Genomic DNA, 14,439 nt, shown 5'->3' with positions numbered 1-14,439 from the left:
CTATATTCTGTTTTTTATGATCGCTTTCATATTGATTTACCTCAATTCAGATTTGATTCAAGTTCTAACTGTGTAAATAATCCATTGGATTTGTTGTATGTGTGAGTGGCTTTTTCAACGATCCATCTCAATTTATCAACCTCATTTTTAAAACCATCCAGTTTGACAGGTGACTCTGTGCTGATTTCAGGTATTCCATAGGCGAGACTAATACTGAACTTGGCCATTTGCCGTTTTATCTCATCCATTTTTGCATTTGCAGCACGTTGAGCATCCTCTTTACTTGCAAATGTCCCTTTTATGACTTTGGTCTTGGTTGTCGGATCATTGCCACCACCACGTTTTTCGGGATTACCTGACGTCACTCGTTGTCGTTTAGCTTTACCTAAATCTTGGTAGCCTGCAGAAACACCGGTGTAATCTGATTCCCGATCTTGCTCGTTATAACGGAATTGATCGCCAGTGCTCCTGGTCACAGTAATTGATGACAAATCTTGACCCGAAGCGGATTTAGCTGTGCCAGCCTTAAAAATAAGTAAACGATCTTTTTTGACTGCCATTTCTGCGCCATTGGTCTTTGCTAAACGTGCCAAAAGGTTGAGATCCGATTCATTGGTTTGATCGATATGATTTAAATTTATGGCTTTTAAATCGGCAGTCATGATCAGTTCTAATTGATGGTTTTTCGCAATTTCATTTGCAACTTCGCCAAAAGATTTGCGGTGATATGATTTTGACTTGGCAACTTTAATGCTGCTCTTGAAATTAGCGCTCGAGGCTTTTACGGTGATGACATCTGCAGGACCTGACCATTCAGCCTCATCGACAATGAAATCACCTTTATCGTGAAGTTCTTCACCAATGAACCCCATTTTACAATTCAGTCTTACTCCTCGTTTTGCTAATTCCAAAGCTCCATCACTATCATCAAGTACAATGCTGAGTTCATCTGCTTCATTGGCTCGATTGTCGGTTACGGTTACGCTAATGATTCGACTTAGAATTAAATCATTTAAGGGCTTATCGTATTTTCACTAATGAATTTATTAATATTATTAGCAGCAGGGAAGACATGGGCACAATGACCACTATATTCTTGAATTTTTTTGAGAATTTCAATTGCTTGTTTAGATAATGGAACAAAATGTGCTTCACGCATTTTTGCTCCTCTATCTGAATATCTCGTACCTTCAATGGCTTCACGATTTGGTGGAATTGTCCAAAGTCGTTGCTTAAAGTCTATTTCACTCCAACGAGCAAAACGTATTTCTGATGATCGACTAAAAATATGTAAAGAAAGTAGTGTACATAATTGTGTTAAAGGTTTCCCAGAGTCTAGTTCTAAACGGCTAAATAAATCGGGTAATCTATCTAGTGATAGTGTCGGGCGATGAGTAGATTTTTTTGGAACTAAAAGTCCATTCATGGCAAGTGCATGATTGTTTTCAATAAGCCCATGCTGTATTGCGAGATTAAAAATATTTACAAGCATAGCCTTTATACGTTGAGCATTTTCACTAGAATTTTTTTCAATAGACGTAAGTGAAGCAGCTAAATGCATTGGTTTTATATCTTCAATTGGCATTTTGCCAATTAAAGGAAATAAGTGATTTTCAAGCATCCTTAGTCTTTTGTTTGCTGTATCTTCGCTCCAAGCGCCCTTATCTAAAGTGGAACGCCACCAAGTGCGAGAAACAGCTTCAAGAATATTTGAGTTGGATTTCTTTTTTTCTAATAAATCTATTTGTTCTTTTGGATCAATGTCATTAGCTAACATTTCTTCAAAGTTACGCCTTTTATCACGGGCTGCTTTTAAGGATAGTGCAGGATATTCACCCAATGTAATCTTTTTGATAGAACCTTTATAATTCTTATATCGATACTGCCATGTTTTTGTTCCAGAGGTGCGAATAAGCAAAAGTAAACCGTCACCGTCAAAAATCGCATATTCTTTATTTTGAGGCTTTATTGCATCTATCTTTGATGTATTAAGTGGTGTAGCTGTCTTAGCCATAATGAGTACTTGTAAAGTAGGTACTTATATAGGTACTCATTTATGGTTTATATGTCAATGCATGGTTTTTTATTTGTGATTATAACTTGATGTTTTAACTAAAAATTATAAAGTGTGTAAGGATGTGTGTAGGTGTGGTTTTATATTTTAGTGATCCCGACCCTCGGACCATATATTATGGAAAGCCTTCAAGCATATTTAGACTTGAAGGCTTTTTTATTGCCTGAAATTAGTGCTATCAAAAACTAAGAAATGAAATAAGAACGCGAGTGCTTAAAAAGAAAAAACTGATTCTGATCACTATGGATCAATTAATAGATTGGTATTTAAATGATGGTTTCGATGTTTAATTAAAATTACGTAATTTCTAGTGTTCCTTCGATCCCTCTTTAATGACGCATTTTTATAACAAATATCAGTATGCGATAAATAGCGCCTGATCACTTAAGAATGATAGTTAAAATTTTTAATTTCAATCATTTAAAAACTTAACCAAAGGTGTACATATTTCTTGACTATAGGAAAATTAATTAGTTATAGTTAAAAGTATTTTAAATAATTTGAAAATATTTTATTTTTCCCGCTATTTTGAAAAATAACTAAATGATCTCAGTGCGGCTTATCCAGTAAAGAAGATTGGTTTTATTTAAGGAAAATCAAGGACACACCATGAGGATACAGAAATCATAATCGGAGTAAAATTATAATGAATCTAAGTATTATGATCATCATTGGTTTAATCGTGTATTCGATAGCAGCCATGACTTATGTATACCGTTGGCGAGGAAAAGCACGTTTTGACTCACTCTCACAATATTTAAGAAAAAGCTGGCCTATATTTGCACCATTTAATTGTGTTCTGTATATGACGACACGCAGTTTTGCAAAAAAGCCAATATTAGATGCTGATTTTTTAGAGAATATTGAAGTACTTAGAGCCAATTGGACAATTATTAGAGATGAGGCAATAGCATTAGAGTCATCGGGTGTGTTTGAAGTGATCAAGACACCTGGAGCAGACGGTTATTATGATGTTGGTTTTCGCACTTTTTACAAACGGGGTTGGAGTAAATTTTACTTAAAATGGTACGGAACAACCCATGTTTCCGCGCAAAGATTATGCCCCAAGACATTGGCATTACTTAATCAAGTCCCTGCTATTCGAGGTGCCATGTTTTCACTGTTACCAGCAGGTTCTGAACTGAGCTTACACGCAGATCCTATCGGTAGTAGTTTTAGGTATCATCTCGGTTTGCTGACACCTAACTCTGAAAATTGCCAAATTAATATTGATGGGCAAACCAGTACTTGGTTTGATGGTAAAGATTTTGTCTTTGATGAAACCTATCCACATTTTGCATATAACACAGCAAATTCAGCGCGTTTAATTCTGATGTGTGATGTTGATCGTCCGATGAACATATTCGGACGAATTTTTAACAGTGCTTATCGTATCCTTGTCAAAGGTACCGTTGTTCCAAACACGCCTGAAGATAAAAGAGGGGTGTATAGTGCGATTTTTAAATTTTTTGCGCCATTTAGACAGTATTCAATACAATTCCGTGAAAAGCATTTCAAGACGTATAAAATACTCAAATTCATTTTAAATTTAACGCTGCTATCTCTGATTTTAATGATCTTGTATGGTGTGGTTTATTTATTTGAAATGCTCTTTTTAATGAATTAATAATAATGTATTTTCTCACTCATTTAAGGTATATCCTTGCTCTGGTTGATGCCGAATTTTACTATTGTGTATTTTACAGCGGCTTCTACATCCCTAAGCTTGGCTATAGACGCCAATAGGTTGATATCTGATTTATGAGTTTGATCACCATGTTTTAAAGTATTGGTCTTTATAAAACACTTCGTTTTTTCTATTCAAATCATAAAAATATATAAGGCTCTAACTGATTGCTCATATTCAAAAAAATGTGAAATTTATCGAAATTTTCACCCCATTGTTTTTATTTGATTGTATTGCTGTTATATTGTTTTATGTGAACATTTGTAAGTGCTCTTCCAAAGCTGTGTTTTGTAATCTGTCTTAAGTTTTGATGTGTTTGGAAGCAATTGATATTTAAAAGTGGGCGATTTAAATAGCTAACGTGTTAACTGAAAGTGCAAATGAGGTAAACATGAAATTAGAATTCTTAGAAGCTCATCAGACTGAACAGCTCAGTGCTTGTCGACTTTCGCTGATTTTAGGGGTCTATACCTCAAATAATAAAATTGAACGCTATTTGCGTGTAGCGCGTGCCGTTCTCAATGTAGAAAATGCTTTTTTTACTTTTCATAACGAGCCTTATATTTGGGTTGCAAATGAAGACAGTGATTTCAAAGCCGCGTCAGTTCCGCATAAACTGAGTTTATCGCCGTATTTTGGCAATCAGCTCATCGTTTCAGAAACCCATAAAAATTATGAAAAATTCTCGCAATATATGGCTGAAATTGGAATAAAACACCAACGCTTATTATGCTATGACTTTAAGTTAGAAGATGATGACTCTATTGCACATGTTTATTTTTATGATGATAAAGATACAAGGTTTACAAGCAAACAACAGGCTTTATTAGAAGAACTTAGCTCAGGTTTGGTGACGATTTTAGCGCGTAAATCTGAATCTCAAGATTATTATGAGCTATATGAGCAAGAACGTGCTTTAAATTTTAGTAAGACCAAGTTTTTCCAAGTCATTGCACATGATTTACGTGCGCCATTCCATGGGTTAATTGGCTTTTCGGATGTTTTAGCAAATGAACGAGAAACATTGAGTGATGACGGTATACAAGATATTGCAGACTATCTGCATGATACCTTGCAATCGACTTATTCCTTACTTGAAAATTTGCTCAATTGGGCGATGGCAGAAGGTGGGCGCTTTGTTTATCACCCGATTAATTTTAAATTAAAACAGACCACAAAGATCGTTTACGATGTGCTTAAGCCTTTGGCAGTAAATAAAAATATACAACTGATTGAAAATGTTGCTGAGGATTTAAGTGTTTTTGCTGATATGAATATGGTGACCTCGGTAATTCAAAATTTGGTTTCAAATGCTTTGAAGTTTACCCGTACTGATGGTTCTGGAAAAGTTTCCATTGTTGCGCACCCAGTAGGGAAAAATATAGAAATTATTATTCATGATACTGGTTTGGGAATGACACAGTCGCAAATTGAGCAACTGTTTGAACCACAGATCAAAGCCAGTATAAAAGGTACGATTGGGGAGCGAGGAACAGGTTTAGGGCTGGTTCTATGTAAACGATTTGTGGATCTCAATCATGGAAAAATCTCTGTAAGCTCTAAAACAGGTGAGGGAACGACTTTTATTGTTGCTTTACCCGCTGCAAAAAACACCCATCAAACTTTGGTCTGTCCTGAAATCAAGCAAGATAAAATAAAAATTTCATAATTTTATGTTTGAACAATTTATATTGATTGAAGGTGGTGGTTTTTTGAGCTTTGTTTTTTAAGAAAAGTACAAAAACCTCCCTAAATGTAAAGCAAACTGCTATAAATAAGCTGATAAAACATAAGTACAGGCTTTTCAATGAACATTGAGCAATTGCAAAAAACATTACATGCAAGTCAGTATGCAGAACAAGTATTAAGTCTACATCAAGCCACTTTAGAACATGATTATGCAATTGATCAATTTCAACAATCGCTCAGTACAGCACAAATTCAACAACTCGTTTACGATCATTTAGTCAATATTCAAGATGAAAATACATGGATGAAAGTCTTGCGTATTCTTCGTGCACGCTTAATGTTTCGCTGGATTTGGCAAGATGCCAACCAACTGACCAATGTGGTGAAGTTGACACGAGAGCTGTCTGATTTTGCAGATGCCTGTATCGTTGCAGCAAAAGATTTTGCCCGAATTCCTTTGCTGGCAAAACATGGCGAACCGATGGGTTATAACGGTAAGCTTCAAGATTTGATCGTCATTGGGATGGGCAAGCTTGGGGCACAAGAGCTGAACTTATCTAGTGATATTGACCTGATTTTTGCCTTTGATGAGCAAGGAGAAAGCAATGGGCGTAAGTGTATTGATGTACAGCAATTTTGCATCTTGTGGGGGCAAAAGCTGATCTATTTATTAGATCATATTACTGCAGATGGTTTTGTATTCCGTGTGGATATGCGTTTACGTCCTTGGGGAGATGGTTCGGCATTGGCAATAAGTCATGTGGCTTTAGAAAAATATTTAAGTCAGCATGGGCGTGAATGGGAACGTTATGCATGGATTAAGGCACGTATTATCACGGGTGGACAAGACGGTGAAAGTTTATTGGACATGACCCGCCCATTCGTTTTTCGTAAATATGTAGATTACACCGCTTTTGAAGCCATGCGTGAAATGAAAGCCATGATTGAACGAGAGGTGGCTCGGCGTAACATTGCAGACGATATTAAGCTGGGCGCTGGTGGTATTCGTGAAGTTGAATTTATTGTGCAGGTTTTTCAGCTGATTTATGGCGGAGCAAAGTTAGAATTACAAGACCGCCAATGCCTTGTTAGCCTAAAACATTTGGGTGAGGCAGGCTTACTCGATCATCAATCCGTTGTGGATCTTGAAGATGCTTATCTATTCTTACGACGTTTAGAGCATGCTATTCAAGCCTTGAATGACCAGCAAACACAATCTTTACCGACAGAACCTGAACTTCGTCAGCGAATAATTGATACCTTGGGTTTTGATGATTGGGACGCTTTTATTGATTTTCTCAACCAAAAGCGCAGCAAAGTAACTTTTCAATTTGAGCATTTGATTAAAGAAAAAGGGCTAGATTCTCCAATTGAAAGCTTTAGTCAGTTGGAAAGCCAGCTCAATGAAATCTTAGACAGTAATGCTCAAAATCTGATTCATGAGTTTTGGTATGGTCATGCAATCAAGAAACTGCCTGCTAAAGCTGTACAGCGTTTAAAAGAATTTTGGCCGCATTTGGTTGAAGCAGTTTTACAGTCGAATAGTCCGCAAGTGGCTTTAATGCGATTGATGCCGTTGGTCGAATCTGTAATGCGCCGTACTGTATATTTGGTGATGCTGATTGAAAGCAAAGGGGCGCTGCAACGTTTGGTCAAAATGGCCACAGTCAGTCCATGGATTTGTGAGGAATTGACACATTATCCAGTTCTGCTGGATGAGTTTTTATCCATGGATTTTGAACTGCCTCGACGAGATTATTTGGAAGATTCGCTCCGTCAGCAATTATTACGCATTGAAATCGATCAAGTTGAGGATCAAATGCGAGTATTGCGCTTATTTAAAAAATCCAATGTGCTTACTGTTGCCGCAAGCGATGTACTAGCAGAAAGCCCGTTGATGAAAGTTTCGGATGCTTTAACGGATATTGCAGAAGTTTCTGTGATTGCAACATTAAATTTGGCTTATCAGACGGTTGCCAAGCGTCATGGTTATCCTGTCGATGCAGAAGGTTTACGTTGTTCATTAGACCACATGGCCTATGCTGTGATTGGTTATGGCAAAGTAGGGGGCATTGAACTGGGCTATGGTTCAGACCTCGATCTGGTTTTTATTCATTATATGGATGAACAAGCAGATACTGATGGTCAAAAGGCCATTAGTGGCTTTGAATTTGCCATGCGTGTTGCGCAAAAATTTATGTCTCTTATGACCACACAAACTTTAGATGGTCGAGTCTATGAAATTGATACCCGTTTGCGCCCATCTGGTGAAGCAGGCTTATTGGTCACCAGTTTAAAAGCATTTGAACAGTACCAACTCAAAAGTGCCTGGTTGTGGGAACATCAAGCAATTGTTCGCGCACGCTCAATTGCTGGTGAGCAAAGCCTAAGAGCAAAATTTGAAGAATTGCGTTGCAGGGTTCTCACATTGCCAAGAGAAGAAGAAACGGTTCGCAAAGAAGTCTTGAACATGCGCCAGAAGATGAAAGATCATTTGGGTTCCTCAAAAGATCAGAAAAAAGATGGAATTTTTCATCTAAAACAGGATGCAGGTGGTATCGTTGACATCGAATTTATGGCACAGTATGTCGTATTAGCCTGGAGTGGGACGAATCCTGATCTCGCCCATTATTCCGACAACGTACGAATCCTTGAAGATGCCGCAAAGGCAGGTTGCTTATCCAGCGACGATGTATCCGCATTGATTCAAGCTTATCTCAGTGAACGCGCCGAGAGCCACCGTTTGGCACTTGCAAATCATAATATGCAAGTGAGTGCTGCGGATTGGCACGATACCCGAGAGGTCGTTTGCAAGTTATGGCAAAGATTAATTGATCCAACAGCGAGTTTCGCTTTGGAAAGTGAATAATTGTGTAAAAATTTGGAGTGTGCGCCATGAATTTGGCTGATCGTGATGGTTTTATTTGGCAAGATGGACAAATGGTTGATTGGCGTGAAGCTAAAATTCACGTCTTAACTCATACATTACATTATAGTATGGGTGTTTTTGAGGGTGTCCGTGCTTATGAAACACCTAACGGTACTGCGATTTTCCGTCTCCAAGACCATACAAAACGTTTGTTAAATTCTGCAAAAATTTATCAAATGAAAGTTCCATTTGATCAAGCAACTCTTGAACAAGCTCAAATTGATGTTGTCCGTGAAAATAAATTGGCGTCATGCTATTTACGCCCAATTATTTTCATTGGTTCGGAAAAATTAGGTATCGCTGCAACTGATAATACCATTCATGCGACAATTGCTGCATGGAGCTGGGGTGCTTACCTTGGCGATGAAGCAATGGCGAAAGGTATTCGTGTTAAAACCTCATCATTTACCCATCATCACCCTAACGTGACCATGTGTAAAGCCAAGGCTTCAGGTAACTATACTTTGTCTATTCTTGCACACCAAGAAGTGGCACATTCTGGTTATGATGAAGCAATGCTTATGGACCCTCAAGGGTATGTATGCCAAGGTTCAGGTGAAAATGTATTCTTAGTCAAAGATGGTGTATTACATACACCAGATATTGCTGGCGGTGCATTGGATGGGATTACGCGTCAAACGATTATCACCATTGCGAAAGATATGGGTATTGAAGTTGTTGAACGTCGTATTACCCGTGATGAATTCTATATTGGTGATGAAGCATTCTTTACTGGGACTGCTGCTGAAGTGACGCCGATCCGTGAATATGATGATCGTGAAATTGGTTCAGGTGCTCGTGGTCCGATTACTGAGAAGATTCAGAAAGCATTCTTTGATGCTGTTCAAGGTAAAGATCCAAAATATGCACATTGGCTGACTTATGTAAAATAAGTGGCTGAATGCTAAAAAGGATTCCTAGTGGAATCCTTTTTTTGTGCTTAAATTTGAGTGTTGAAAGAATTGAAAGAAAAATTCAAATGCTAAAATTAAGCTTTAAACTGAACAATACTATTGATTAAACCTGATAAAAATCTCGATACCAATCTACGAATTGCTTAACACCATCGTCAACAGGTACCGATGGTTTGTATCCGACCATCTGTTCTAAAGCACTACTATCCGCAAAAGTATCTGGCACATCGCCCGGTTGTAATGGAAGTAATTCTAAAATTGCTTCTTTGCCTAAAGCTTTTTCAATAGCATGAATATATTCAATCAATTTTACTGGATTGTTATTGCCGATATTGAAAATACGGAAAGGCGCATAACTGGTCGATGGATCAGGATTTTTGCTGTCCCAGTTTGGATCAGGTTGCGCAATTTGATCACTTGAACGAATCACACCTTCCACAATATCTGAAATAAAAGTGAAGTCACGTGTATGGTTGCCGTGATTGAATACAGGAATAGGTTGGTCTTCAATAATGTTCTTGGTGAACTTAAACAAAGCCATGTCTGGACGGCCCCAAGGACCATAGACAGTAAAAAAGCGTAAGCCAGTTGTCGGTAAATTGAAGAGATGGCTATAACTGTGCGCCATGAGTTCATTGGCACGTTTGGTTGCCGCATAGAACTGCACAGGATGGTTAACACCATGTTTTTCACTAAATGGCATGGTGGTATTCGCGCCATAAACACTACTGGTACTGGCATAGGTTAAATGTGGCGTTTTGGCATAACGGCATGCTTCAATAATATTGGTAAAGCCAATTAAATTACTTTCGACATAACTCAATGGATTTTCTAATGAGTAACGGACACCAGCTTGTGCAGCCAAATGAATCACCCGATCAAATTGATGATCTTGAAAACATTGATCAACGATTGCTTTATCAGCAAGGTTGGCATGAATAAAAGTGAACGTTTGCTGGGTTTGTGCCGCTGTATCCCTAAGAACTGCTAATCGGGCTTGTTTTAATGCGGGGTCATAGTAATCATTCATATTGTCAAAGCCGACAACATCATCACCACGCTCTAAAAGTTTTTTTGCAACATTGAAGCCAATAAAACCTGCTGCACCTGTGACGAGGACTTTCATTCATCTGCTCCGAAAATATCTCGTGTATAGACTTTATCTAATACATCACTTAAGTCATTAGAAACCCGATTAGCAATAATCACATCACTTTGCTGTTTAAATTGTTCTAAATCATTGACGACTTTGGACTTAAAGAACTCATCTTCTTGTAAAGTCGGTTCATAGACAATCACTTCAATTCCTTTGGCTTTGATGCGTTTCATCACACCTTGGATTGCCGACGCTCTAAAATTATCTGAACCACTTTTCATCACTAGGCGATAAATACCAACTTTATTGGGGTTACGTGCAATTACCGAGTCTGCGATGAAGTCTTTACGCGTACTGTTTGAGTCAACAATGGCTTGAATCAAATTACTTGGAACGTGATTATAGTTGGCTAAAAGTTGTTTGGTGTCTTTCGGTAGGCAATAGCCACCATAACCAAATGACGGATTGTTATAGTGATTACCAATACGTTGATCTAGACAAACACCATCAATAATTTGATGAGTATCTAAACCAAAAATTTGCGCATAGGTATCCAGTTCATTGAAATAGGCAACTCGCATAGCGAGATAGGTATTGGCAAATAACTTAATTGCTTCAGCTTCAGTTGAATCGGTAAATAAAACAGGGCTGTCTTTTTTGATGGCCCCTTCGATCAATAAGTCAGCAAACAGTTTTGCCCGATCAGATTTTTCCCCAACAATAATACGGGAAGGGTACAAATTGTCATGCAATGCCTTTCCTTCACGTAAAAATTCTGGAGAAAAGATAATATTTTCAGTGTGAAATTTTTCTTTTAAGCTCTTGGTGAAGCCGACAGGGACAGTTGATTTAATCACCATCACTGCATTGGGGTTGACCTCTAAGACTTGCTGAACCACGCTTTCGACACTTTGCGTATTAAAATAATTGGTTTTAGTGTCGTAATCCGTTGGTGTTGCAATAATCACAAAATCCGCATTGCGATAAGCTGCTTGGTAATTTGTCGTGGCTGTAAAATTTAATGATTTTTCTTTTAAAAATAATGAAATATCCGCATCTTGAATGGGCGATATTTTATTGTTGAGCAAGTTAACCTTAGATTCTAAAATATCTACTGCAACAACTTCATGATGTTGTGCAAATATCATTGAATTGGATAAGCCAACGTAACCTGTTCCAGCGACTGCTATTTTCATAAAAACCTAATATAGAAAATGTGCTTGCAAAAGTTGTATTCAATTTCACAGAGCGTTCATTCAAAAAAGATTGCTCAATAAAATATCGAACAATTAAAATGATCATGATCAATGTAAATTGTTAACGCATCATAGCATATTCTCATGAAACAAATTGTTCAGCATATGCAATCGAATACAGTAACTTGGCGATGGTAATGGTATGATATGGCGATTGCTCAGGTGGAAGATTGATGCATGCAGGTCAATGAATCAAATTTACAGTCGAATTTAGTTGAATCAGAACAGAATATCGTTTTGTGTATGAAGTGGGGCAGCAAATATGGTGCTGATTATGTCAATCGCCTATATAACATGGTCAAACGACATACCACGATTGATTTCCAAATGGTGTGTTTGACTGACCGTACAGAAGGTATTAATCCAGAGGTTCAATGCTTTCCAATTCCGCCGTTAGCATTGCCTGAAGGAAGTCCTGAACGTGGATGGAATAAGTTATCGACTTTTGAACCTGATTTATATGGTTTAAAAGGTAATTTATTATTTTTAGATCTTGATGTGGTCATTGTAGACAACATTGATGACTTCTTTAGTTATCCTGGTGAATTCCTCATTATTCACGACTGGAAACGTCCTTGGCGTGTGACTGGGAATAGTTCAGTTTATCGTTTTAAGTTGGGTACTTTTCCTGACATCTTGCCTTATTTTCGTGAAAACTTTAAAGAAATTAGTCATAAATTTCGAAATGAACAAGAATATTTGTCTTGGTATGTCGATCAGCAGCAGAAACTCAGCTACTGGCCAAAAGATTGGTGTAAGAGTTATAAATATCATTGCTTGCAAAAGCTACCATTGGCTTATTTTAAGCCACCAGTCAAGCCACAAGATGCCAAAATCATTATTTTCCATGGAGAAATTAATCCACCTGATGCCGTGACGGGTGGTGGGGGTAAATGGTATCGCTATGTGTTGCCTTCAGACTGGATTAAAGATGCTTGGCAATAATTTTATTTAGATGATTAGAACATTTGAGAACAATATAGATGCAAAACCTTGATATCGTGATTGCTTGGGTCGATGGCAATGATGTTGAGTTAAAACGTAAACGTCAGCAATATCTCACAGGTGGTGATGCCTCAGATGCTGTGAGCGATACACGTTTTGCCAGTAATGATGAGATCTATTACAACATTGCATCTATATTGAAGTATGTACCTTTTTGCCGTCATATTTTCATTGTTACAGATAATCAGCAGCCTGAATTTTTAAATCAATTTGTAGCCCAAGGTCTTTGTGATGCAAATAAAATTCGTGTCGTTGATCATCGTGAGATTTTTGCTGGTTATACGCAATTTTTACCCACATTTAATACCCGTTCAATTGAAAGCATGTTGTGGAATATCAACGGGCTTTCAGATTATTTTATCTACTTAAATGATGACTTCTTTTTTAATTCACCTGCTCAAATTGAAGATTTTCTTGAAAGCGATAAAATTGTCACCTATGGACACTGGAAAAGTTGTTTTAGTTACAAGACTAAGCTGAAATACCGTCAATTTTTAAATCGTAATTTTAATAAACCGATTCAACCTGGTCATGTAATTGCACAAATGCTGGGTGCTGATATTTTAGGATTTAAAGAATTTTTTGAAATCCATCATTATCCACACTGTGTCGATCGTAAAATTTTAAGTGAATATTTATTGTGCCATCCAGACCTATTAGAAACACAGATTAAGTATAAATTTAGAAGTGTCGAACAATTAAATCCGATTTCATTGATGAATCATTTAAAGATTCAAAAAAATGAAGCTGTTTTAAAGCCTGATTTAGCTTTGGCTTATTTGAAAAATGCTGAAAGCTTAGCTGCGTTTGTAGACGCATTGAATCAAGACAATATTAAATATGGTTGTATCCAAAGTTTAGATCAACTGAATTCTGAGAATGCTGAACAGGTACGTCGTAAAATGATCGATAAATTATATGATTATTTACCTAAATCAGTGATTTCAGCCAAAGTTTTATCGTAGGAAGCCAATCATGAAAGTTAAAACATATCTGATCAATTTAGATGGTAGTGATGAGCGGCTTGCTCGCGCAACAGAACAGTTACAAGCGGTAAACTGGGAGTTTGAGCGTTTTTCTGCTTATGATGGACGCGGCAAAGAATTGTCATCTTTTCAGGATTATGATGATGCGTTAACGCAGCAAACTTTAGGAAGACGTTTACTTAATTCAGAACTGGGTTGTTATCTCAGTCATTATGGCTGCGCTCAGAAATTTTTAGCAAGTGATGCGGATTATCTTGTTGTCTTAGAAGATGATATGAAAATTACAGCTGATTTCAAACAATCTATGGATCAAGTTTTAGCTTATTTAGATCGCCATCAAGCACTAGATTGGTATTTGGTGAATTTAGCGGCAAAGAAGAAAAAGTTAGCCAAAGATATTACTCAGCTGGGTGACTATTCATTGTGGCATGCTTATTATTTTCCTATTCGTGGTTTGGGTTTAATCTGGTCACGTAAAGGTGCTGAAGCGTTTATTGCACAAGGTAAAACAATCGCCATGCCTGTTGATATCTTTTTCCAAACTTGGTTGAGTAAGAACGGAAAAGGATTAGGTGTTTGGCCTGCTTTTGTTCGTCCAGCAGGTTTAGATAGTGATATTTTAGGTACAGTTGCAACACAAGGAATATCTCGTAAAGAGAAAGAAAATCGTGATCACTCTTATGGTTTTAAGAAGCAAAAACGTATGTGGCGTGATCGGATGTATGCATTTAAACATCTTTATTTTTAATTGTATTAAGATGTAAGTGGATAATTGTTAGTTAAATATACTGTGTAAAATGTAT

11 protein-coding genes are annotated in these 14,439 nt (G+C 37.3%); 7 read left to right on the top strand and 4 right to left on the bottom strand.

The features are described 5' to 3' along the window. Nucleotides 1-41: 41 nt before the first annotated feature. Both FY049_RS05165 and FY049_RS05160 read right to left on the bottom strand, forming a co-directional pair. Complete coding sequence (locus FY049_RS05165; RefSeq protein ID WP_446083288.1) at nt 42-872, bottom strand: contractile injection system protein, VgrG/Pvc8 family; 831 nt, start codon at nt 870-872, stop codon at nt 42-44. 140 nt (nt 873-1,012) lie between these two features. After that, a complete protein-coding gene (locus tag FY049_RS05160; RefSeq protein ID WP_446083287.1) occupies nt 1,013-2,014 on the bottom strand; it encodes a tyrosine-type recombinase/integrase in 1,002 nt (333 codons plus the stop codon). 706 nt (nt 2,015-2,720) lie between these two features. Between FY049_RS05160 and FY049_RS05155 the strand changes: the two genes are divergently transcribed. From FY049_RS05155 to FY049_RS05140, 4 genes are all read left to right on the top strand, one after another. Next, nucleotides 2,721-3,701 carry an aspartyl/asparaginyl beta-hydroxylase domain-containing protein gene (locus FY049_RS05155; RefSeq protein WP_327858126.1) on the top strand — a complete coding sequence of 327 codons (981 nt, stop codon included), beginning with the start codon at nt 2,721-2,723 and terminating at the stop codon, nt 3,699-3,701. A 451-nt stretch (nt 3,702-4,152) separates the two neighbouring features. After that, on the top strand, nt 4,153-5,430 hold the full coding sequence (locus FY049_RS05150) for a sensor histidine kinase (protein WP_056514963.1): 1,278 nt from the start codon (nt 4,153-4,155) through the stop codon (nt 5,428-5,430). Nucleotides 5,431-5,568: 138 nt separating this feature from the next. Then, the gene (gene glnE, locus FY049_RS05145; protein ID WP_446083286.1) at nt 5,569-8,319 is read left to right on the top strand and encodes a bifunctional [glutamate--ammonia ligase]-adenylyl-L-tyrosine phosphorylase/[glutamate--ammonia-ligase] adenylyltransferase; all 2,751 of its coding nucleotides are present in this window, start codon (nt 5,569-5,571) and stop codon (nt 8,317-8,319) included. A 26-nt stretch (nt 8,320-8,345) separates the two neighbouring features. After that, the gene (locus FY049_RS05140) at nt 8,346-9,272 is read left to right on the top strand and encodes a branched-chain amino acid transaminase (RefSeq protein ID WP_446083285.1); all 927 of its coding nucleotides are present in this window, start codon (nt 8,346-8,348) and stop codon (nt 9,270-9,272) included. Nucleotides 9,273-9,396: 124 nt separating this feature from the next. Here FY049_RS05140 and FY049_RS05135 read toward each other — a convergent pair whose 3' ends face one another. Together FY049_RS05135 and FY049_RS05130 are read right to left on the bottom strand one after the other, a co-directional pair. Beyond that, on the bottom strand, nt 9,397-10,419 hold the full coding sequence (locus tag FY049_RS05135; protein ID WP_056514956.1) for an NAD-dependent epimerase: 1,023 nt from the start codon (nt 10,417-10,419) through the stop codon (nt 9,397-9,399). Beyond that, nucleotides 10,416-11,585: a nucleotide sugar dehydrogenase gene (locus FY049_RS05130; RefSeq protein WP_234622451.1), complete on the bottom strand. Its 1,170-nt coding sequence runs from the start codon at nt 11,583-11,585 to the stop codon at nt 10,416-10,418. The genes FY049_RS05135 and FY049_RS05130 overlap by 4 nt, the downstream gene beginning before the upstream one ends. Nucleotides 11,586-11,822: 237 nt before the next feature. Between FY049_RS05130 and FY049_RS05125 the strand changes: the two genes are divergently transcribed. The 3 genes from FY049_RS05125 to FY049_RS05115 are packed head-to-tail and all read left to right on the top strand — an operon-like array spanning nt 11,823 to nt 14,384. Then, complete coding sequence (locus FY049_RS05125) at nt 11,823-12,590, top strand: hypothetical protein (RefSeq protein WP_004723130.1); 768 nt, start codon at nt 11,823-11,825, stop codon at nt 12,588-12,590. Between the two features lie 38 nt (nt 12,591-12,628). Beyond that, nucleotides 12,629-13,615, top strand: coding sequence for a Stealth CR1 domain-containing protein (locus FY049_RS05120; RefSeq protein ID WP_056514949.1), 987 nt, complete (start codon nt 12,629-12,631; stop codon nt 13,613-13,615). Between the two features lie 10 nt (nt 13,616-13,625). Further along, nucleotides 13,626-14,384, top strand: a complete 759-nt coding sequence (locus FY049_RS05115) for a glycosyltransferase family 25 protein (RefSeq protein WP_209826839.1) — start codon at nt 13,626-13,628, stop codon at nt 14,382-14,384. The last annotated feature ends 55 nt before the right edge of the window (nt 14,385-14,439 follow it).

It is taken from the genome of Acinetobacter sp. 1125_18A (assembly GCF_052824985.1).
The sequence above is the reverse complement of the archived record's forward strand: the minus strand, read 5'-3'. Positions and strand labels throughout refer to the sequence as shown.